This is a genomic window from Leisingera aquaemixtae, from assembly GCF_006740765.1.
In the GTDB taxonomy this organism is placed as follows: Bacteria; Pseudomonadota; Alphaproteobacteria; order Rhodobacterales; family Rhodobacteraceae; genus Leisingera; species Leisingera aquaemixtae.
The window spans coordinates 1,956,492-1,976,229 of record NZ_CP041159.1; the positions used below are offsets into that span (position 1 = coordinate 1,956,492).

The following is a 19,738-nucleotide window of genomic DNA, read 5'->3' on the forward strand; positions in this document are numbered from 1 at the left end:
GGATAACCCGCCTGCCCGGCTGCATATGTGCCTGCCCCGAGATGCATTATTCGAATTCCATGATCACATCGTCGACCGCCAGGCTGTCGCCCGGCGCGGCGTTGATCTTGGACACCACACCCTTGCGCTCGGCGCGCAGGATGTTTTCCATCTTCATGGCTTCGACGGTGCACAAGTTCTGGCCCTCCTGGACCTCCTGCCCCACTTCGACATCGACCTTCACAATGAGGCCGGGCATCGGGCAAAGCAGCAGTTTGGAGGTGTCGGGCGCGACCTTTTCCGGCATCAGCGCGGCCAGCTCGGCCTGGCGCGGGGTGCGCACCTTTACGGCCAAGTCGGCGCCGCGGGAGCGGATGCGGAAGCCCTGGGTCGCCTTGCCGGTCTTCAGCACCAGGGTCTCGCCGTTGACTTTCACGGTGGCCAGCTGGTCGCCCGGGGTCCAGTCGGAGGTGACACGGTAGCTGCCGCCGCCCTGGAAGTTCACCGTGGCGCCTTCGCGGTCGGCGTCGATCACCACGTCAAAGGACTGGCCCTGCAGGCTGACCACCCAGTCGGTGCCGACCTTGCGCTCGTGGTTGTCCATCCGGCCGGAAACGCGGGTGCGGCGGATTTCGGCAACCCGGTGCATCGCGGCGCAGGCGGCAGCGATCTTGCGCAGGTCGTCGCTGTGCAGTTCCACGCCCTCGAAGCCTTCCGGGTATTCCTCGGCGATGAAGGCGGTGGTCATGTCGCCGGAGATGAATTTCGGGTGGTCCATCACCGCCGACAGGAACGGCAGGTTGTGGCCGATGCCCTCCACCTCGAAGCTGTCCAGCGCGATCCGCATCGCGTCGATCGCCTCTTCGCGGGTCGGCGCCCAGGTGCAGAGCTTGGCGATCATCGGGTCGTAGTACATCGAGATCTCGCCGCCCTCATAGACGCCGGTGTCGTTGCGCACGGCGGTCTCGCCCGCTGGCGCATCGCCCTGCCACTTGCCGTTTTCCAGCATCGGCCCGGCAGCGGTTTCCTGCGGCGGGCGGTAGCGGGTCAGACGGCCGATGGAGGGCAGGAAGCCGCGGTAGGGATCTTCGGCATAGAGGCGGTTTTCAATCGCCCAGCCGGTGAGCTTAACATCTTCCTGGCGCAGCGGCAGTTCCCCGCCGGCGGCGACGCGGATCATCTGTTCCACCAGGTCGACGCCGGTGATCAGCTCCGTGACCGGGTGTTCCACCTGCAGGCGGGTGTTCATTTCCAGGAAGTAGAAGTTCTTGTCGCCATCGACGATGAATTCCACGGTGCCGGCAGAGGCATAGCCCACCGCCTTGGCCAGGGCGACGGCCTGTTCGCCCATCGCCTTGCGGGTTTCTTCGTCCAGGAACGGCGACGGCGCTTCTTCGACGACCTTCTGGTTGCGGCGCTGGATCGAGCATTCGCGCTCGCCCAGGTAGATGCCGTTACCGTGCGTGTCGCAGAGCACCTGGATTTCGATATGGCGCGGCTGGGTCACGAACTTCTCGATGAAGATCCGGTCGTCGCCAAAGGAGTTCGCGGCCTCGTTCTTGGAGGACTGGAAGCCTTCGCGGGCCTCTTCGTCGTTCCAGGCGATCCGCATCCCCTTGCCGCCGCCGCCGGCGGAGGCCTTGATCATCACCGGGTAGCCGATCTCATTCGAAATCTTCACCGCCTCGTCGGCATCGGCAATCAGGCCCATGTAGCCGGGCACGGTGGAGACGCCGGCCTCCTGGGCGATTTTCTTGGAGGTGATCTTGTCGCCCATGCTTTCAATCGCATTCACCGGCGGGCCGACAAAGGCGACGCCTTCGGCGGCCAGGGCCTCGGCGAATTTGGAGTTCTCGGACAGGAAGCCGTAGCCCGGATGCACCGCCTGGGCGCCGGTCTTGCGGATCGCCTCCATCACCTTGTCGATGACGATATAGGACTGGTTGGCCGGCGGCGGGCCGATGTGGACAGCCTCGTCGGCCATCTGCACATGCAGGGCCTGCTTGTCGGCGTCGGAGTAGATGGCAACGGTCTTGATGCCCATTTTCCGCGCGGTTTTGATCACGCGGCAGGCGATCTCGCCCCGGTTGGCGATCAGGATCTTATCAAACATAGGCAGTCCCTTGTTTCTTGGTATTCCGGAATGCAAAACGCCGCGCCCGGGGCAAGCCCAGGCACGGCGTCAGCGCGACAGGATGGCCGGCCCCGGCGGGGCGGCTGTTCAGAGCTGCGGCAGCAGCCTCAGCATTTGCGGGGGTTCTGTTCGCAGTAGACGAGGTTTGCGGCAACGCCGACAGCGGCGCCGGTGACCAGGTTGGCGTCGAGCAGCGCAGCGCCCGCCGCGCCCGCGCCGGCGCCGTAGACGACGCGCTCGCCGGTGGTGTCGCCACAGGCCGCCGCCAGGCCGCACAGCGAGAGCGCTGCGATAAGAGATTTTGCCCGCATGTCCATGTTCCTTCTTCCGGGGACGTGATTGTCCCGCCGGAATTTGCAGGCAACAAGGCGTTGCGCAACGGCGCAAATGCACCGCCCTCCAGTTGGGCGGAGGCTTGCCGCATCGGGGGGGTAGAACGGCAAGCTTCCGCCGCTGCCTGAAGGGGATAAAAGACGGGCAGGCCGCGGATGGGGTCGCGTACCTGCCCGTTCAGGCGAAGGGGCCGGAACAGATGCTCGGCACGGCAGCGTGGCTGCGCTGCCAGGTTCACGATGCACGCCCCGAAGGCTGCTGTAAGCCCCGGATTTCCAGCGCCGCGGATTTGGGCAAGTTCCCGCTGTTTCGCGAGACCCGTGTGCAAGTTCACGCCGACGTTACGGGCGGTTGCCGGACGGTTGCCGCGGGTGCGCATCAGCGCCGTCACATATCCGTGACGCAGGCGACGCTGCCGTGAGCCAGGGCAGCCCCGCAGCCGGACAGCGCGTGAGCAGCCGCCCGGTGCGGCAAGGGAAATCCGCTGTGCCGGCACGGGGTTGGCGTGCGGCCTCACACGCCCGGCATTGGCGCGCGAGCCTGCGTCACTTTTTGCGGCGCGGCTGGTAACGGCGGCTCTCCCGGATGTCATTTCCCGTTGCACGAACGGCGTGGGAGCCTTGCGGGACATCACATGAGGAGGAGGGATAACCCTATGAAAAGAGTACTTAACCGGCCATTGACCCTGGCTGCTGCAGCCCTCGCCGGCGGTGCCGGGCTGGCGCAGGCGGACACCCAGTCCGAACTGCTGGACCTGCGCGCGCGGGTCGAGGCGCTGGAAGCGGAGAACCAGCAGGCCGGCAGCATCCCCGGCGACTTCCGGCTTGGCGGCACGTCGGTCGATATCTACGGCTATGTGAAGGCCGATTTCTTTTACGACTTCGACTTCATCCAGGGTGACAGCGCATTCGTGAACAACATCGGTGAACCGGTGAACGCCACCGATGGCAGGTTCGACGCAACCATCCGTCAAACGCGTCTGGGGATCCGTACCAGCACCCAAACCGGTGTCGGCCTGCTTCAGGGCCAGCTTGAACTGGACCTGTTCGGCGGTTCTTCCAGCAGCCCGGAGCTGCGGGTGCGCCATGCCAATATCCAGATCGGCGACCACTGGCTGATCGGCCAGACCTGGACCAATTTCATGCCCATCGGCCAGTATCCGGCCTCGGTGGAATTCAACGGCCCGGTCGGCATCGCCTTCGCCCGCAGGCCGCAGGTGCGCTACAGCAACAGCTTCGGCAACGGGTTCGATTACAGCCTGTCGATCGAAGAAAGCGCGGTGCCGTCCGACGACCCGGTCTTCACCGCAGCGGTGCAGTACAGCAATGACGTGGTCACCGCCCGGATTGCCGGCCTGACCGGCAATGCCGTAAGCGGCGGCGTCGAGACGGACCAGACCGGCGTCACCCTGTCGGGTGCGATCACCCCGTGGAATGGCGGCCTGTTCCAGGCCACATATGTCACCGGCGAAGCGATCGGCCCGCTGCTGATCGGGCTTGGCGATGCCATCTCCGGCGGCCAGGCCAATGACGTCGACGGCTATACGCTGGAGTTCCGGCAGCAGATCAACGACCAGTGGAACGTCGGTATCGCTTACGGGCGTGAAGATTACGATCTGCCGACCTCGACCGGCACGCTGTCGTTCACCGAGTTGGAGACCATCCACGTGAATGCGTTCTACAGCCCGGCCGACAATCTGACGTTCAGCGCCGAGTACATCTTTGGCGAGCGCAACGACACGATCTCCGGCAACAGTTTTGACGGCGACCGGATCCAGCTGGCGGTGCAGCTGGACTTCTGACCGGCGGGCCGCCCCGCAGCGCACAGCCCTGCCCCGCAAGCAGCCTTGCGGGGATGCGGGCGCGGTATGCGTGCGGGGCGCCTGCATCAGTTGAACGCCTCCGGGAAGGAGGCGCGTGCGACCGCCTCGTCAATGACCAGCAGCGCCTCATAGCTTTCGGGATCAAACGGATCTTCGGCGGGAACCACCTCGCGGCCGAACAGCCAGCTGAGGCGGCCTGCATCAAGGTTGCCGCGCTCGAACGGCTGGTCGCCGAAATGCTCCCACAGAGCCTGCATGAACGTCTGGTCGACACGCCTGTCGACGTGCTTGCGGTCGCGGAAGCGCTCGCGCCGGATCAGCGGCGTGACCCCTTTGGGGTTGGGGCGGCGGATGGTGAATTGGAAATCAGTGCCGGGCATACGGCCCGGGAACCCGCGGTGTTTCAGCATTTGGGTGCCTCCGGTCCGGCACCCCACGGGGCGGCGGGGGCCGGCCGCAGGGCCGGACCCCTGTAGGGATTAGTTGTACTTGCCGGTGAATTCCGGCTCTTGCGAGACCGGCTGCGGCTCAACCACGACGAACTCTTCTTCCTGCTGGGCGCAGGCGGTAACAGCGGCCAGCAGGCCGGCCAGGGCGATAAGCTTGATGCTCTTGGACATTTCTGTCTCCTGATAAAATTCGTGAAACCTGCGGGGGCTGCGCCCGCCGCATGCCTCAACCTCAATGCGAAGGCAGTCAAACAACTGCCCGTGCTGAGGATAGCCGGGTTTGCAGCCAAGTCACATCCAAATCGCGGCAAATGGCAGCGCTGTGGCTGCAATGCCGCAAGTTTTTGCCGATCTAAGCTTTGCCCCGCAAGATGTTGTGGACGCATCAGAAAGCCTCCCACATGCAGGCCGCGCCGTCGGGGCGGTAGGCCTCGAAGAACTGGGTCGCTTCCGGGTCCTGCGCGCCAAAGGGCAGCTCCCGGTCGGACAGCGATATCACCACCCGCGCAGCGGTCATCCCGTGTTCGGCCAGATAGGGCAGCGCCAGGGTGCCGCACAGGTGGTCCATGTCGGGGGCCGCGGTGTCATAGCTGACGGTGCCGGTGCCGCGGGCGATCTGCGGCGCCAGGAAGCGGAACCGCGCCCAGAGCTGCGGCGGCTGGCCCGGCTGGCCGGGCGCCTCGTCCAGCAGCACTTCTGCCAGGGTCACGAGCTGGCCCGAAGGCACGGCAATGGCGTCTGCGGCCGCCGCGGCCTGGGCAATGAGCGCAAAGGGGATGGCCGCCAGATATCCGCAGCCCCGGCCCCCGGTTTCCCGGGCTCCTCCGGCCGGAGCTGCAGGCGCTGCGCTAGTGGCGCGCGCTGTCTGATATCGGCTGGAGCGGATCATGACGCTGATTCGCCCTTCATGTCAATTTTTGCCGCGAATCTGTGCGAATCCTTCGCATCTGCCCGGGAATCACGCAGCGCGGCACCCTGCCGCCCGCCGGCATGGCGGACCCAGCGGGCCCGGCTGGACGCATTTTCCAGAACCTCAGCGATAAGCCCGGCGGCATTGGACGGCACCCGGCCCATCACCTGGCCGCCTGCCCGCACCTTGACCCCCTGCCCCTCGGCGGTGATTTCCACCACCGGGGAAAAGCCGCGCAAAGATTGCAGCTTGCGCCACATGTCCTGGCGGATCTGATGCGCCAGCCGCAGCGGGTCGCCCGCGGGCAGCACCGTCACCGCCGCCACATCAAACTGCGCAGGCAGACGGCGCGACAGCGTCAGGCTGCTGTCCGTGCGGATGATATGCCAACGGCTGCGGGTCATTCAGACACTTCGATCCGGATCAGGTCGCCGGTTTTCCAGTTTAAGTTTTCAAGACCAAAGACCACGCGCCTGCTTGGCGGGATGGTCCGGTAGTCCGCCTCAGGTCCATTTACCAGCTCCACGAAGTAGTCATCTGGCAAGCCAGCATCCGTAGAAGCGGCAAACCGCACCATGAGAGAGACGGTTGCGCGTATGGAAGAAACTTCCTGAGACGATGGTTCCCGGGAGTTCAACTCCCGGCCGAGATCAGAGCGGAACACGGCGAGCATGACTTCACGCGCATCGCGTCCGTTGGAAACCTCAAAAAAATCAAGATATTCCAGCGGCACACGACCAGAACCGAAAGTCACAGCCTCAATTTCGCTCTGATCTGCCATTACCAACTCACAGCGGAATGTTGTCGTGCTTTTTCCACGGGTTCTTCAGCTGCTTGCCCCGCAGAGAGGCAAAGGCGCGGCTGACCCGGCGGCGGGTGGACTGGGGCATGATCACCTCGTCGATGAAGCCGCGCTCAGCCGCCACGAAGGGGTTGGCGAACCGGTCTTCATACTCCGCGGTTTTCTGGGCGATCTTCTCGGGATCGTTCAGATCGGCGCGGTGGATGATCTCGGTGGCGCCCTTGGCGCCCATCACCGCGATCTCGGCGGTCGGCCAGGCATAGTTGAAGTCGCCGCGCAGGTGCTTGGAGGCCATCACGTCATAGGCGCCGCCATAGGCCTTGCGGGTGATCACGGTGACCTTCGGCACGGTGGCTTCGCCATAGGCGAACAGCAGCTTGGCGCCGTGCTTAATGACGCCGCCGTATTCCTGCGAGGTGCCCGGCAGGAAGCCCGGCACGTCGACGAAGGTCAGGATCGGGATTTCGAAACAGTCGCAGAAGCGCACGAAACGGGCGGCCTTGCGGCTGGAGTCGATGTCGAGGCAGCCGGCCAGCACCATCGGCTGGTTGGCGACGACGCCGACGGTCTGGCCTTCGAGACGGATGAAGCCGGTGATGATGTTCTTGGCGAAATCCTCTTGGATCTCGTAGAAATCGCCCTCGTCCGCGACCTTGGTGATCAGCTCCTTCATGTCGTAGGGGCTGTTGGGGTTTTCCGGGATCAGAGTGTCCAGGCTGCTCTCCAGGCGGCCAGGCTCGTCGAAGAACGGACGCACCGGCGGTTTTTCGCGGTTGTTGAGCGGCAGGAAGTCAACCAGGCGGCGGACTTCGGCCAGGGCTTCCACATCGTTTTCAAACGCTCCGTCAGCGACGGAGGATTTCCGGGTGTGGGTGGAGGCGCCGCCCAGTTCCTCAGCCGTCACCACCTCGTTGGTCACGGTTTTCACCACGTCCGGGCCGGTCACGAACATGTAGGAGGTGTCCTTGACCATGAAGATGAAGTCGGTCATCGCGGGCGAATAGACCGCGCCGCCCGCGCAAGGCCCCATGATGACGGAGATCTGCGGGATCACGCCGGAGGCCATGATGTTGCGCTGAAAGATTTCGGCGTAGCCGGCCAGGGCATCGACGCCTTCCTGGATGCGGGCGCCGCCGGAATCGTTGATGCCGATCACCGGCGCGCCGTTCTGCACCGCCATGTCCATGATCTTGCAGATTTTCTGGGCGTGGGTCGCGGAGACCGAGCCGCCCAGCACGGTGAAATCCTGGGAGAAGACATAGACCTGGCGGCCGTTGATGGTGCCCCAGCCGGTGACCACGCCGTCCCCTGCGGGCTTGTTGTCTTCCATGCCGAAATCGGTGCAGCGGTGGCTGACGAACATGTCGAATTCTTCGAAGCTGTCCTCGTCCAGCAACAGCTCGATCCGTTCGCGGGCTGTCAGCTTGCCGCGCCCATGCTGTGCGTCGATGCGGCGCTGGCCGCCGCCCAGCCGCGCGTCTTCGCGGCGGTCTTCCAGCTCGGAAAGGATGTCTTTCATGGCACATGTCCCCTGTAGATGTCACCGGGACCATATATTGCGCAGGCGCCAAGCCAAAGGACATTATCGCAAATTTGCAAACCGTTAGCATACGTGGTTAGCAAATTTGAAAATCAGCAAATTTTCCCAGCTTTCCGCGAGGGCAGAGCAAAAATCTGGTGACTTCACGGGGACTCGCCTCTAAGCGAAGTCCCGCAAAACAAAAACACTCAAGGAGCTTTGAATTTGGCTTTCTTTAACCGGCGCAGCTTTCTTGCGCTTGCTTCTGCTATTGTGCTTGCAGCCTGTGAAGAACACACCGCACTGGTCGACCCGTCGGTCAGCTCGAACATCAATATCGTCGATGTGCAAATCAACCCCGGCTCCCTGCCGTTGAAGGAAGACGGCTCCGTGCGGACCGGCCGTGACTACCCGTTGACCGAAACGCAGTTCAATCAGCAGCTGGACATCGCGCTAACGCGTCAGATCCGGGCCCGAGGCATGAACGGCGGCACCAATGCGGTTCTTTCTGTCACGCCAACAAAGCTGGCACTGGTCTCGCCCGGGCAGTCGTTCGTGGTCGGCGGCCGCAGCCAGATTGAAGGCATTGTGACCCTGAAAACCACCCAAGGCGAAACTCTCGTGGCCCCCGTCACAGTCAAGGGCTTCACCGACGAATTGCGCGCCGGCGGCCTCATCGGCGCGATGACCACCCCCTCTGCGCCAGAAGATTACCGCCGCACGCTGGACGGGTTTGCAAACAACGTGTCACGCAAGCTGTTCGAAAACCTTACCGTCGGCATTGGCGGCACGGTCATCAACTGATCGGGCACGTGAAGCCGGGCCGCCCTGTCAGGCGGCCTTGGCGATGTCCGCCATCTGCCGCAGGGCGCTGGTCAGCGGCGCCTTGACCGGGACGGAGACGCCAAAGGGGTTGTCTTCGACCATGGTGATCACCGGATCGTTCCTGAGGAACTTGAGATAGGCCGCGATCTGGGCCAGCAGCGCCTGCGCTGCGGCCTTGCGGGCCTCGCCGGTGGCGGATTTCATCTCGAACAGCGCCTTCATCAGGGCGGTCTGGTTGCCGTCGGTGACCCCGGCCAGCCCGGCGTCGGCGATCTGCGCCAGCACCGGGTGGTTCTGGGAGCGCAGCGCCGCCTGCAGCTCGGAGACGCCGCGGTCGACGTCCTCCTTGGCAGCCTGCCAAATCTCCATCACGTCTGCCTGCGGCGCCTCAGCCTCTGCCGGGGCGTCCAGCGCCTTGATCAGCGCCTTGAGGCCCGCTGCGGCGTCCGGCAGGGCGCCGGATTTGAGACTGGCGGCGATGGCGCGGGCCTGCTCCGCCAGCGGTGCTGCCTGCTCCGGCGGCAGGGTCTTGATCCGGGCTGCCTGCGCCGCCAGCAGCTTGCTGAGCTTGGCGGCCTGTCCGGACTGCGCCGGGGCCGGTTCGGGCTGCGCCTGAAGCTTGGCCAGCGCCGCCTCCAGCCGGTCGAGCCGGGCGGCGCAGCCGTCGTGATCGCCCTGCCCCAGCAGCTTGGCGCCAGCCTTGAGTTCCGGGGCGAGCCTGGCCGCGAGCTCAGGATTGCCCAGCGCTTTGACCGCCGCGGCGGCGGCGGTGACGCGCTGTTTCAGCGCGGCTGCCGCGCCCCCATCCGCCTGTGCCGGGGCGCTGGTTTCCAGCGCTTCCGCGTCGTCATCCGGCAGGCTGTCCTCGTCGATGATGCTGCCGTCAGGACCGACCAGCACCGGCTTGAACTTGACCATGCCTTCGGCCTTGAACCGCTTCTTCAGCTGCTTGACGATGCCCTTCAGCGGCTTTTCCGGCATCAGGAAGACCTCGTTCTCCTCCACCCGAAGGGTGCCGAAACAGGTCTTCTTGATGCCCGGCATCTTCTTCATGTCGCCGCGCAGCACCTTGCCGGGCTTGCGCAGGTCGACCATCAGCCCGCAGTTTTCCGGCTTGCCCGCCAGGCCGAAGGCGAAGGGCAGCTCGTTGCCGCTGGCCTTGGACTTCTTCAGCAGTTTCAGGACGGCATCGGAATCAAAAGCCTGGTCTGGCATGGTATCCTCCTAGCTGGCGCTGCCGGCGGCGGCGGCCCAGTCTTCGGCGCTCATATCAACAAACTCCAGATCCGCCTCATCGCCGGGATCCGACAGCGGCTGACCGGGCCAGATCATCCCGTAGGCGCGGCGGAACAGCGCCTCAAGCTCCTGATCGCTGAACGGGTACTGCTGGCCTGCAAACTCACCGATGCGGCCGCGCGGATTGGCGATCAGGGAATCCAGCGCCAGCCGCAGCCAGTCCAGGTTGCCCTCCTTGTGGGCGCGCCTGTGCATGGCGCGGATATCGGCGTCGAACTGGGAGAGGTCAGCCATCGGATCGGGCGCGTTGACGGCCCGGCCCATGGTCAGCAGCCGCGTGTAGCCTGCGATCAGTTCCTTGCGGATTTTCATGGGATCATATTCCCCGGATTGGCGTTGGTGTAGGTCTTTGTCTCATTGTCCCAGCCGTCGGCGACCGGATACTGCTGCATCATCACCCAGCGGCCCGGGATCTTGGCCGGGGCGGCGCCGTGCCGCTCCTGGTATTTAGCGGCGTAATCGGCGTTGTCCTGCGGCTTCACCTCCGCATGGGCCGTGCCGGGGGCGGGATGGTCCGTGGTTTCGGCGGGCAGCTTCTCCGGCTCCCAGATGAAGTTCACATAGGCGCGGGTCAGGCCCTCGATCTCCTCGAAGGTTTCATAGGTCTTATCGGGGACCGGCTCGCCGTTGTCGTCCAGGCGCACATGCTTCTTGTGGCCGACATAGGCCTTGTCGATCGGGCGGCCATGCTCGACGGTGCAGTCGAAGTTTTCCTCGGGCCAGTCGAGCGGGTCGCCGGAGACCGTCATTTCCGTATCGTCGATCTCGACGCCCTTGGCCTTGGCCGCCTGAGCCGCCAATTCGCGGCCCGCCAGCCAGTCCTGCGGGCTGTGGAATTTGGACGACGCACCGGTGTAGGAGCGCTCGTCGTCGGTTTTTGCGTTCGGCGGCTTGCCGGTCTTGAGGCGCTGGATCAGGTCCTCGTCGCTGACGCCGGGGCCGTGGCGGTCCAGCGAGTGGCCTGCGTTGCTGTCCACGCCGTCCTTCGCCTCGCAGTCCCCGGCGGCTTCCTTGCAAAGCGCCTGCAGGTCGGTGCGGATGCCGTCAAAGGCGGTCTTGGCCGTCGCGAAATCGGGTTTCTTCGCCTCATCCTCCGCCGCCGCGGCACGCTCCTTGAACGGTGTCAGCTTGCCGGCATCCGTGCCGGCCCGTTCAAGGGCCTTGAGGATGCCCTGCACCTGGAAGCGGGCGGTGGCCATCGGCTTGACCTCCGCCAGCAGTTTCTGGTGGGCGTCCAGCATCAGGAAGGCGTCGCCGTATTCCCTGTCACTGTCCGCCCGGTCCGTGGCGGTTTTCAGCGACTCGTCGAGCTTGTCTTCGGCCGGTTTCAGATCGAGGTATTTCTTGGTCCGGCTGTGCTCTTTTTCGACCCTGGCCAGCTTGGCGCGGTAGTCCGCCATCGCCAGCACCAGGTCCATGTAATCGGTGCCGTCCAGCACCGCCTGCAAATCGCTGGCGGCCTTGGCGGGATCGCCGCCGCGGGCCGTCACCTCTGCCGCCTTGAGCGCCGCATCCAGCGGGCCGGTCAGCTCATCCGCGTCGCCCGGCAGCATCGCCAGCAGATCTTCGGCAGCCTGCTTGGCCTCCAGATATGCCGGCATCGCACGCAGCAGCGCCAGCGCGCCGGGCACCGCGGCCACCGCCTCGGGGTACTTCTGCGCGGCTAGGGCAGTGTTTACCGGCTGCTGGAAATCATACCCGGCAGCCGCCGGATAGCGCTGCAGGATCTGCGCCATCTCGCGCCGCTCATCCACGACCTTCAGCAGCTGGAACAGCGCGTTGAGCTTGACGTGGTACTGCGGCGCGCCCGCGTCCTTGTCGAAATTCCCGGCATCTGCCAGCGTCTTATGCGCGTCCCAGGTGGCGGTGAGGTCGGACAGTTCAGGCTCCGCCAGAACCTTCTTGAGCGCCTCGTATTTCTTCTCCAGCGCCTTGACGATCTGCTTGGAGCGGCTCTGGCGCATCAGCACGCGGTTCGCCTTTTCCCAGACCTTCAAATCCGCCATTGCCCCGGCAGGATCGTTGGTGCCCTTGAACTTCTGCTTGGCATCGGCTGCGGCCAAGGCATCGCGGAAGCCCTTGTCGGCCCTCAGCGACGCGTCGAAGGTGCGCATGTAGCGGGCCAGCGCGCTGCGGTCCGGGGAGCTGTAGGCGATCAGCTCCTGCAGCAGCGCCTCGGCTTCGGCGAACTTCTGTTCCTTATAGGCCTTCTTCTTGGCGTTTTTCAGGTGGTTGCGGTAATCCTTGGCGTCCGGCACCATGCTGGACAGGATGAAGTCGCAGCGGTCGTGGGTGTTTGCCATGTAGTCCGCCAGCAGCGCGTCAAAGCTGAGCGCCTTGGCCAGATCGCCCTCGTCGCCGAGGTTGGTTTTCCAGCCCTCCAGCGCCGTTTTGGCCGCGCCGAAATCCCCCGTCTTGGAATGGCCTGCGGCGGTTTTCAACCGGGCGCTGCGGTCAGCCTCCGCGGTGTCCTTGGCGCCGCCGCTGAGCGCGGCAATCAGCGCCAGCGTGCCGCGGGTCCAGGTGTCGAAGAACAGGCCGTAGGTATTGGCGGCCTCCGCCTTGGCGGTGATATCCTTGGCCGAAGCCTCCACCGTCTCGAAATCAGTGGCCGTGACCGCGGCGGCCATGGCCTTGTGCGCGGCTTTGATCAGCCCTTCCAGATAGGTGAAAGCGCCCTGATCGAGACTGTCGCGCACCGACGCGCACTTGGCCTCAGCCGCGGCAAGGGCGGCTAGGGCCTTGTCCCTGGCCGCTGCGGTGGCGGTCTGCGCGGCGATCTGGCCGGACAGCTTTTGGATATCGCTGTCGATCTGATCAAAAGCATCCGCGCCGCCGGCGCTGAGGATTTCCTTTTTCAGCGCCTTGCGCCCGCCCGCCAGGCTGCGCCGGGCGCCGGAGCTGAGCGCGGCAGGAATGGTGATCTTGGCCAGTTCCGCCAGCGCCGCCTTGCGCCGCAGGTCGAGATCCTCATCCCCGGGATCCGGCATATCCGGCATGGTCCAGGCCTTGACGGCATAAAACCGTTCGGCCCATTCGCGGATGGCCGGGTTGTTGGCAAGCGGATCCGGGGTAGTGGCCATGTATCACCTCAACACAACAAACGGGCGGCCCTGGGGAAATGCGCGGAAATACGCGCTGCCTGAGCAACCATAGGTGACGCCGAGAAATTCTTGCAAGGAACTTTTGACGCTGCGGCACCTCTGTGCGCCGCTGCGCAGAGGATTGATGGACAACGCCGGCCGACTGCTCTAACCGGATGGTATGTCCACATATGATACCCGGGCCGCCGGCCAGCGGACGCCTCCGCGCATCTTCACCCTGATCCTGCTGGCAGGCCTCTCGGCGCTTGGCATGAACCTGCACCTGCCGTCGCTGGCGGGCATGTCGGAGTATTACGCGGTTGACTACCGGGTGATGCAGCTGTCGGTGGCGCTGTATCTGGCGGGCAATGCGGTGGTGCAGATCTTTGTCGGGCCGATTTCCGACCAGATGGGGCGGCGGCCGGTGATCCTGACCAGCATCGTGCTGTTCCTCCTGGCGACGCTGGGCTGCATCTATGCGCCGACGGCAGAGGTGTTCCTGATGTTCCGGGTGGCGCAGACGGCGGTTGCGGCCACCATGGTGCTGAGCCGCGCCGCGGTGCGCGATCTTTATGACACCAACGAGGCCGCCAGCATGATCGGCTATGTCACCATGGGCATGGCAATCGTGCCGATGATCGGCCCGGCGATCGGCGGGTTTCTGGATCAGTGGATGGGGTGGAAGGCCAATTTCTGGATGCTGTTCCTGGTCGGCGCGGCGACGCTGGTGATCACCTTCACCGATTTCGGCGAGACCGCGCACAAGAGCGGCAAGACGCTGGTGGCGCAGTTCCGCGAGTATCCCGAGCTGCTGCGCTCGCCGCGGTTCTGGGGCTATTCGCTGTCCTCGGGTCTCGCTTCGGGGGCGTTCTTTGCCTACCTGGGCGGCGCGCCATTTGTCGGCACCGAGGTCTACGGGCTGAGCACGGCGGAACTGGGCGTTTACTTCTCTGCGCCTGCGGTGGGGTATTTTGCCGGCAACTTCATCTCCGGCCGCTACTCCATGCGGCTGGGGGTCAACCGCATGGTGCTGTGGGGCTGCGTGATCAACGGCGGCGGGGTGCTGCTGTCGCTGCTGATTGCGATGGCGGGCGCGGACAGCGTGTTCACCTTCTTTGGCCTCATGTGCTTTGTCGGCCTGGGCAACGGCATGGCGATCCCGAATGCCACCGCCGGCGCGATTTCCGTCCGGCCGCATCTGGCGGGCACGGCGTCAGGCCTTAGCGGCGCGATCATGATCGGCGCCGGTGCGGCGCTCAGCGCCTTTGCGGGCATGCTGCTGGTGCCCGGGTCGACGGCAGTGCCGCTGCTGGTGATCATGTTTGCCACTGCCGCCAGCGGACTGATTGCGATCCTGCTGGTGGTCTGGCGGGAGCGGCAGATCCGCGCTTAAGCGCCGCCGCGGCCTTGCAGGCGCCCCTTTGCAATTATACTGTTCGCAGGAGTTCGATTTGCAAAGGCGCGCCCCATGGCCACCCAGAAACTTTACGCCGGCGCCAAGCTGCGCGAGATGCGGCAGCGGCTGGAGCTGACGCAGAAGGATTTCGCCGCCAAGCTGGGCGTCTCCCTGCCCTATCTGAACCAGATGGAGAACAACAACCGCCCGGTGTCCACCACGGTGGTGCTGGCGCTGGCGCAGGAGTTCGGCATGGACGTCACCGAGCTGAGCGCGGGCGACAGCGAGCGGCTGGTCAGCGACATGCGCGAGGCGATGGCGGATCCGGTGTTTGCCGATGATGCGCCCCCCCTGGCCGACCTGCGGCTGACGGCCTCGAACGCGCCGGCACTGGCGCGGGCCTTTCTGGCGCTGCACCGGGCCTACCGGCAGACGCATGAACGCCTGGCCTCCCTGGATGAGGCGCTGGGGCGGGAGGATGCGCGCATTCAGGCCAGCCCCTGGGAAGAGGTGCGCGATTTCTTCCACTACTGCGACAATTACATCGACGCGGTGGATCACGCGGCAGAACGGTTTGCCGCCACCAGCGACATCCGCGCCGCCGCCATTGCCGAGCTGGAGCGCGGCGGCATCACCGTGCGCCAGACCGAAATGGAGGGGCTGCGGCATTATGATGCCGGGGCGCAGGTGTTGCATCTCTCCAACCGCTCCGCGCCGCAGACGCAGCTGTTCCAGATGCTGCTGCAGGTGGCGCTGCTCAGGCAGAACACTTTGCTGGAGGCCACGCTGGACTTTGCAAAGTTCCAGAGCGAGGAGGCCCGCTCCATCGCTAAGATCGGCCTCGCCAACTATTTCGCGGGCGCGGCGCTGATGCCCTATGGCCGGTTTCTGGAGGCCGCGCAGGCCTGCCGCCATGACCTGGAGGTGCTGGCGATCCGGTTCGGCGCCTCGATCGAGCAGATTGCGCACCGGCTGTCGACCATGCAGCGGCCCGGCGCCAAGGGGGTGCCGTTCTTCTTCGTGCGGGTCGATCAGGCGGGCACCATCACCAAGCGGCATTCGGCCACGCGGCTGCAGTTTGCCCGGTTCGGCGGCGCCTGCCCCTTGTGGAACGTGCACCGGGCGTTTGAGACCCCGGGCCGGTTCCTGCGCCAGCTGGCGGAGACGCCGGACGGGGTGCGCTATATCTCGCTGGCGCGGGATGTGTCGAAACCCGGCGGCTCCTTCGGGGCGCCGGTCAGGCGCTATGCGATTGCGCTGGGGTGCGAGGTGCGCCACGCGGATGCGCTGGTCTATGCGGACGGGCTGGATGTGAGTCAGGACAGCGCCTATGAGCCGATCGGCATCTCCTGCCGCATTTGCGAGCGCAAGGACTGCCACCAGCGCTCTGTCCCGCCGCTGGAGCGGCGGCTGACCATCAACACCGATCAGCGCGGCGTGCTGCCCTATGAGGTCAGCTGACGCCGCGGCTGGCCTGCAGCCGCCGCGCGCTTTAGGTTAGGGACCATGGCGGCATTTGAACAACTGGTCCTGTCCGGCGGCGGATGCCGCTGTTTCTGGCAGGGCGGCTTTCTGCACGTGGTGCAGGATGCGCTGCCGCTGAGACCCGTGCGGGTGACCGGGGTGTCCGGCGGCGCGCTGACGCTGGCCGGGTTCCTGTCGGGCCGCGGGGAGCGCGTGCTGGCAGAGATGAAGGACGCCTTCCGGAAGACCAGCAGCAACATCAGCTGGCACCAGCCCGGCGACGGCGGGCTGACCCCGCACCAGCGGGTCTATGGGGAGGTGGTTACCCGGGCGCTGGACGGCGATGCGATGGCGCGGGTGGCCGCCGGGCCGCAGGCGCAGATCCTGCTGGGCCATCCGCCATCGCACCGCTGGGCGCGGCTGACGGGCAGCCTGGCCACGCTGGCCTATGAGGCGGAGCTGCACCTGGTCGGCTCGCCGCATTTCAACTGGGCGGAGCGGCTGGGTGTCACCTCCAGCCTGGTGGACGCAAACGCCGCGGCGCGCGACGGCAGGCTGGCCGATCTGGTGCGGTTTGCCGCCACCATCCCGCCGGTGTTCGCGCCGCCGCGCTGGAACGGGCGGGCGGTGATCGACGGCGGCATGGCCGATCAGGCGCCGATGCCGGAGCCCAACGAGGGGCGCACGCTGGTGCTGCTGACCCGCCGCTACAAGCGCCTGCCGGAGGTGGCGGGACGGCTGTATGTGGCGCCTGAGGAAGAAGTGCCCGCCGACAAGATCGACTTTACCGATCCGGCGAAAATCCAGGCGACCTGGGACGCCGGGCTGGCCGCGGGAGAGGCCTTTTTGCGGGACGCCGCCGCTGGCTGATCCACGGCTTCGAGCGCGTCACGGCGCGCGGGATTGATCTGCGTTATTGCAGCAGAATTTTTGCGATGGAACACTGCATCTGTCAGGCACGGCCATACGCGGCCGCAGCAGTTCCGGCGTTCCCTGCGGGATGGGGAAAAGCCGCGCCTGGGTGTCTCACGCTTTTGTTTGGTACGGGTATTTCTGGTTTGGGAGGATGACATGACTATTGCCAAGAAAATCGGGCGCAAGCTGCCCGCGGCCGTTTACGCATGTGTTTCGCTGATTGCATTCGCAGGTCAGGGCAGTGCGTTTGATGAAGCCGCACAGGTGGCCTTGGGCCACACGGAATACATGGCGCAATGTGCATCCTGCCATGGCCCGAACGGCAAGGGGGACGGCCCCGTGGCCCAGGTGCTTGTGAACAAGCCGCCGGATCTTACGGCCATTTCGGCGCGCTACAGCGGCCAGTTCCCGGCCGATGACATTCAGGCGATCATCGATGGCCGGAACATGGTCAACCCGCACGGCGACCGCGGGATGCCGGTCTGGGGCAACCGTTACTTTGCCTTGGGCATGGAAAAGTCAAAGTCGGTTCCCCATGACGTCGATGCGCAGGCGCTTGCGTTCGGACGTGTGGCCGCGCTGGTGAAGTTCCCGCAGTCTATTCAGGCAGAATGACCGGCTGCGGCAGCCGCGGCGGGACACGCCGCCAGCCAGGGCCTTTGGCGGGGCGCAAAAATGGGGAGCATCAGCGATGCCCCCCTTCGGTCACAAACCGGTCTTTGCCTTACGCTTTGGACAGGATCCCCCAGATCTCATCCTTCAGCACGGCGCGCTGTTTGCGCATCTCGGTTTCGGCCTGAGCGCTGACCGGCTCCACGTTGGTTTCCGCCCGGTGCACGGCGCGGTTCACCTCGTGGTATTCATCCGCCAGCTTGGCAAAATGCGCGTCCGACTGTTTCAGCTGGCTCATCAGCGCCGCTTTTTCCGGGAATTCGTCGGCCAGTTCATGGGGAGTATTGGACACCTGCTCGCTCCTTTTTCCTAGGGTCGGTTGCAGATTATGCCGTGCCCTGCCCCGCCACTTTGACGCGGATCAAAAGATGTGCGCGGCGCGCTGATTTTCAGAAAGAATTTTGCGGAAAGTAAGCCGCCCGCACAAAGGGGAGGTGGCGGGCGGCTTGCTGGCTTGGCAGCAGGATCAGCGCTGCGCTTCGCGCCAGTTCGGGTTGAACCACGGCTCTGCGTTGGAGGACGGCAGGCGGCGGCCCAGGATGTGGTCGGAGGCCTTCTCGCCGGTCATGATCGAGGGGCCGTTGAGGTTGCCGTTGGTGATCCGCGGGAAGATCGAGCTGTCGGCAACGCGCAGGCCGTCGACGCCGATGACGCGGCATTCCGAGTCGACGACGGCCATCGGATCCTCAGCCGCGCCCATCTTGCAGGTGCCGCAGGGGTGATAGGCGCTTTCCACATGCTCGCGCAGGAAGCCGTCGATCTCGTCGTCGGTCTGCAGGTGCTCGCCGGGCTGGATCTCATGCTTGAGGAAGGGCTTCATCGCGTCCTGAGCGAAGATCTCACGCGTGAGGCGCACGCATTTGCGGAAGTCGATCCAGTCCTGTTCTGTCGACATGTAGTTGAACAGGATGTTCGGCGCGTCCTTGGGATCGGCGGAAGCCAGCGTGACCTCCCCGCGTGAGGGCGAGCGCATCGGGCCGACATGGGCCTGGAAGCCATGCCCCTCTGCCGCCGCCTGTCCATCGTAGCGGACCGCGATGGGCAGGAAGTGGTACTGGATGTCCGGGTAATCCACGCCCTTGTCAGACCGGATGAAGGCGGCGCTTTCGAACTGGTTGGAGGCGCCCAGGCCGGTCTTGGTGAACAGCCACTGCGCACCGACCAGGCCCTTGCCCACGAGGTTCCAGTATTTGAACAGGGTGATCGGCTGCTTGCAGGCGAACTGGAAGTAGAATTCCAGATGGTCCTGCAGGTTCTGGCCGACGCCGGGGCGGTCGGCGACCACATCAATGCCGTGCTCGGCCAGGTGCTTGGCCGGGCCGATGCCGGAGAGCATCAGCATCTTAGGGGAATTCAGCGAGGAGGCCGCCAGGATCACCTCGGCGTTGGCGCGGATCACCTCGACCTTGCCGCCGCGTTCGATCTCGACGCCCACGGCGCGGCCATCCTCGATCACCACCTTGCGGGCGAAGGCGCGGATCAGATCGCAGTTATCGCGCTTCAGCGCGGGCTTCAGATAGGCGTTGGCGGCGGACCAGCGGCGGCCCTTGTAGACCGTCATCTCCATCGGGCCAAAGCCTTCCTGCTGTTCGCCGTTATAGTCGGAGGTGACCGGGTAGCCTGCCTGCGCGCCTGCCTTGACGAAGGCGTCGTGCAGCGGGTTGTCGCGGGGGCCGCGGGTCACATGCAGCGGGCCGTCCTTGCCGCGCCAGTCCGGGTCGCCGCCGTGGCCGCGGTCGTTCCAGGTTTCCATGCGTTTGAAGTAGGGCAGCACGTCGGCATAGGACCAGCCGGCAGCGCCGGACTCGGCCCAGTGGTTGTAGTCGCCCGCATGGCCGCGCACATAGACCATGCCGTTGATCGAGGAGGAGCCGCCGATCACCTTGCCGCGCGGGCAGACCAGTTCGCGGCCGCCCAGATGCGGTTCGGGCTGGGATTTGTAGCCCCAGTCATAGAGCGGCATGTTCATCGGGTAGCTGAGCGCGCCCGGCATCTGGATAAACGGCCCGGCATCGGTGCCGCCGTGTTCGATCACCAAGACCTTCTTGCCGGCCTCGCTGAGCCGGTAGGCCATGGCACAGCCCGCAGAGCCGGCGCCGACAATCACATAATCCGCGTTCATTTCTTCTCTCCGTCGCT

The 19,738-nt window shown here is 65.2% G+C and carries 19 protein-coding genes; 6 read left to right on the forward strand and 13 right to left on the reverse strand.

Going from position 1 to position 19,738, the window contains the following annotated elements; genetic code table 11:
• Positions 1 to 46: 46 nt before the first annotated feature.
• Both R2C4_RS11245 and R2C4_RS11250 read right to left on the reverse strand, forming a co-directional pair.
• Positions 47 to 2,092: an acetyl-CoA carboxylase biotin carboxylase subunit gene (locus R2C4_RS11245; RefSeq protein WP_141890704.1), complete on the reverse strand. Its 2,046-nt coding sequence runs from the start codon at positions 2,090 to 2,092 to the stop codon at positions 47 to 49.
• Between the two features lie 128 nt (positions 2,093 to 2,220).
• Entirely contained in the window at positions 2,221 to 2,424 is a 204-nt protein-coding gene (locus R2C4_RS11250) for a hypothetical protein (protein ID WP_008555836.1), read from the reverse strand.
• Between the two features lie 677 nt (positions 2,425 to 3,101).
• On the opposite strand from R2C4_RS11250, the gene R2C4_RS11255 reads away from it, so the two are divergent.
• On the forward strand, positions 3,102 to 4,247 hold the full coding sequence (locus R2C4_RS11255; protein WP_141890705.1) for a DcaP family trimeric outer membrane transporter: 1,146 nt from the start codon (positions 3,102 to 3,104) through the stop codon (positions 4,245 to 4,247).
• Between the two features lie 86 nt (positions 4,248 to 4,333).
• Here the strand turns inward: R2C4_RS11255 and R2C4_RS11260 are convergent, their stop codons facing one another.
• The 6 genes from R2C4_RS11260 to R2C4_RS11280 all read right to left on the reverse strand — a co-directional run bounded on the left by R2C4_RS11260 (position 4,334) and on the right by R2C4_RS11280 (position 7,948).
• Positions 4,334 to 4,678 (reverse strand): hypothetical protein, encoded by a 345-nt coding sequence (locus tag R2C4_RS11260; RefSeq protein ID WP_141890706.1) that lies wholly within the window; start codon positions 4,676 to 4,678, stop codon positions 4,334 to 4,336.
• Between the two features lie 69 nt (positions 4,679 to 4,747).
• A complete protein-coding gene (locus R2C4_RS21235) occupies positions 4,748 to 4,888 on the reverse strand; it encodes a hypothetical protein (protein ID WP_008556504.1) in 141 nt (46 codons plus the stop codon).
• Positions 4,889 to 5,102: 214 nt separating this feature from the next.
• Positions 5,103 to 5,426 (reverse strand): DUF6497 family protein, encoded by a 324-nt coding sequence (locus R2C4_RS21485; RefSeq protein ID WP_338034696.1) that lies wholly within the window; start codon positions 5,424 to 5,426, stop codon positions 5,103 to 5,105.
• Positions 5,427 to 5,602: 176 nt separating this feature from the next.
• Positions 5,603 to 6,031: a hypothetical protein gene (locus R2C4_RS11270; protein WP_141890708.1), complete on the reverse strand. Its 429-nt coding sequence runs from the start codon at positions 6,029 to 6,031 to the stop codon at positions 5,603 to 5,605.
• A complete protein-coding gene (locus R2C4_RS11275) occupies positions 6,028 to 6,408 on the reverse strand; it encodes a hypothetical protein (RefSeq protein ID WP_141890709.1) in 381 nt (126 codons plus the stop codon). The genes R2C4_RS11270 and R2C4_RS11275 overlap by 4 nt, the downstream gene beginning before the upstream one ends.
• A gap of 7 nt (positions 6,409 to 6,415) precedes the next feature.
• The gene (locus tag R2C4_RS11280) at positions 6,416 to 7,948 is read right to left on the reverse strand and encodes an acyl-CoA carboxylase subunit beta (protein WP_058285790.1); all 1,533 of its coding nucleotides are present in this window, start codon (positions 7,946 to 7,948) and stop codon (positions 6,416 to 6,418) included.
• A gap of 225 nt (positions 7,949 to 8,173) precedes the next feature.
• Between R2C4_RS11280 and R2C4_RS11285 the strand changes: the two genes are divergently transcribed.
• Positions 8,174 to 8,752 carry a hypothetical protein gene (locus tag R2C4_RS11285; RefSeq protein ID WP_141890710.1) on the forward strand — a complete coding sequence of 193 codons (579 nt, stop codon included), beginning with the start codon at positions 8,174 to 8,176 and terminating at the stop codon, positions 8,750 to 8,752.
• A gap of 27 nt (positions 8,753 to 8,779) precedes the next feature.
• Here the strand turns inward: R2C4_RS11285 and R2C4_RS11290 are convergent, their stop codons facing one another.
• Genes R2C4_RS11290 through R2C4_RS11300 form a run of 3 tightly spaced genes read right to left on the reverse strand, consistent with a single transcriptional unit; the run spans position 8,780 to position 13,152 of the window.
• Positions 8,780 to 9,988 carry a hypothetical protein gene (locus R2C4_RS11290; protein ID WP_141890711.1) on the reverse strand — a complete coding sequence of 403 codons (1,209 nt, stop codon included), beginning with the start codon at positions 9,986 to 9,988 and terminating at the stop codon, positions 8,780 to 8,782.
• A gap of 9 nt (positions 9,989 to 9,997) precedes the next feature.
• Positions 9,998 to 10,381 (reverse strand): hypothetical protein, encoded by a 384-nt coding sequence (locus R2C4_RS11295; protein ID WP_058285792.1) that lies wholly within the window; start codon positions 10,379 to 10,381, stop codon positions 9,998 to 10,000.
• A complete protein-coding gene (locus tag R2C4_RS11300) occupies positions 10,378 to 13,152 on the reverse strand; it encodes a hypothetical protein (protein WP_141890712.1) in 2,775 nt (924 codons plus the stop codon). The genes R2C4_RS11295 and R2C4_RS11300 overlap by 4 nt, the downstream gene beginning before the upstream one ends.
• Before the next feature lie 181 nt (positions 13,153 to 13,333).
• On the opposite strand from R2C4_RS11300, the gene R2C4_RS11305 reads away from it, so the two are divergent.
• The 4 genes from R2C4_RS11305 to R2C4_RS11320 all read left to right on the forward strand — a co-directional run bounded on the left by R2C4_RS11305 (position 13,334) and on the right by R2C4_RS11320 (position 17,542).
• Positions 13,334 to 14,545: a multidrug effflux MFS transporter gene (locus R2C4_RS11305; protein WP_141890713.1), complete on the forward strand. Its 1,212-nt coding sequence runs from the start codon at positions 13,334 to 13,336 to the stop codon at positions 14,543 to 14,545.
• Between the two features lie 75 nt (positions 14,546 to 14,620).
• Positions 14,621 to 16,009 carry a helix-turn-helix domain-containing protein gene (locus R2C4_RS11310; protein WP_141890714.1) on the forward strand — a complete coding sequence of 463 codons (1,389 nt, stop codon included), beginning with the start codon at positions 14,621 to 14,623 and terminating at the stop codon, positions 16,007 to 16,009.
• A gap of 45 nt (positions 16,010 to 16,054) precedes the next feature.
• Positions 16,055 to 16,882, forward strand: coding sequence for a patatin-like phospholipase family protein (locus R2C4_RS11315; protein WP_141890715.1), 828 nt, complete (start codon positions 16,055 to 16,057; stop codon positions 16,880 to 16,882).
• Positions 16,883 to 17,083: 201 nt separating this feature from the next.
• Positions 17,084 to 17,542 carry a c-type cytochrome gene (locus tag R2C4_RS11320; RefSeq protein ID WP_141890716.1) on the forward strand — a complete coding sequence of 153 codons (459 nt, stop codon included), beginning with the start codon at positions 17,084 to 17,086 and terminating at the stop codon, positions 17,540 to 17,542.
• Positions 17,543 to 17,651: 109 nt separating this feature from the next.
• Here the strand turns inward: R2C4_RS11320 and R2C4_RS11325 are convergent, their stop codons facing one another.
• Together R2C4_RS11325 and betA are read right to left on the reverse strand one after the other, a co-directional pair.
• On the reverse strand, positions 17,652 to 17,891 hold the full coding sequence (locus R2C4_RS11325) for an HP1242/YdcH family protein (protein WP_058285798.1): 240 nt from the start codon (positions 17,889 to 17,891) through the stop codon (positions 17,652 to 17,654).
• A gap of 174 nt (positions 17,892 to 18,065) precedes the next feature.
• Positions 18,066 to 19,721, reverse strand: a complete 1,656-nt coding sequence (gene betA / locus R2C4_RS11330) for a choline dehydrogenase (RefSeq protein ID WP_141890717.1) — start codon at positions 19,719 to 19,721, stop codon at positions 18,066 to 18,068.
• Between the last annotated feature and the right edge of the window lie 17 nt (positions 19,722 to 19,738).

Coding starts and splice junctions, on each gene's coding strand:
- R2C4_RS11245 (WP_141890704.1), bottom strand. CDS start 2,092: ATGTTTGATAAGATCCTGATCGCCAACCGGGGCGAGATCGCCTGCCGC.
- R2C4_RS11250 (WP_008555836.1), bottom strand. CDS start 2,424: ATGCGGGCAAAATCTCTTATCGCAGCGCTCTCGCTGTGCGGCCTGGCG.
- R2C4_RS11255 (WP_141890705.1), top strand. CDS start 3,102: ATGAAAAGAGTACTTAACCGGCCATTGACCCTGGCTGCTGCAGCCCTC.
- R2C4_RS11260 (WP_141890706.1), bottom strand. CDS start 4,678: ATGCTGAAACACCGCGGGTTCCCGGGCCGTATGCCCGGCACTGATTTC.
- R2C4_RS21235 (WP_008556504.1), bottom strand. CDS start 4,888: ATGTCCAAGAGCATCAAGCTTATCGCCCTGGCCGGCCTGCTGGCCGCT.
- R2C4_RS11270 (WP_141890708.1), bottom strand. CDS start 6,031: ATGACCCGCAGCCGTTGGCATATCATCCGCACGGACAGCAGCCTGACG.
- R2C4_RS11275 (WP_141890709.1), bottom strand. CDS start 6,408: ATGGCAGATCAGAGCGAAATTGAGGCTGTGACTTTCGGTTCTGGTCGT.
- R2C4_RS11280 (WP_058285790.1), bottom strand. CDS start 7,948: ATGAAAGACATCCTTTCCGAGCTGGAAGACCGCCGCGAAGACGCGCGG.
- R2C4_RS11290 (WP_141890711.1), bottom strand. CDS start 9,988: ATGCCAGACCAGGCTTTTGATTCCGATGCCGTCCTGAAACTGCTGAAG.
- R2C4_RS11295 (WP_058285792.1), bottom strand. CDS start 10,381: ATGAAAATCCGCAAGGAACTGATCGCAGGCTACACGCGGCTGCTGACC.
- R2C4_RS11300 (WP_141890712.1), bottom strand. CDS start 13,152: ATGGCCACTACCCCGGATCCGCTTGCCAACAACCCGGCCATCCGCGAA.
- R2C4_RS11305 (WP_141890713.1), top strand. CDS start 13,334: ATGTCCACATATGATACCCGGGCCGCCGGCCAGCGGACGCCTCCGCGC.
- R2C4_RS11310 (WP_141890714.1), top strand. CDS start 14,621: ATGGCCACCCAGAAACTTTACGCCGGCGCCAAGCTGCGCGAGATGCGG.
- R2C4_RS11315 (WP_141890715.1), top strand. CDS start 16,055: ATGGCGGCATTTGAACAACTGGTCCTGTCCGGCGGCGGATGCCGCTGT.
- R2C4_RS11320 (WP_141890716.1), top strand. CDS start 17,084: ATGACTATTGCCAAGAAAATCGGGCGCAAGCTGCCCGCGGCCGTTTAC.
- betA (WP_141890717.1), bottom strand. CDS start 19,721: ATGAACGCGGATTATGTGATTGTCGGCGCCGGCTCTGCGGGCTGTGCC.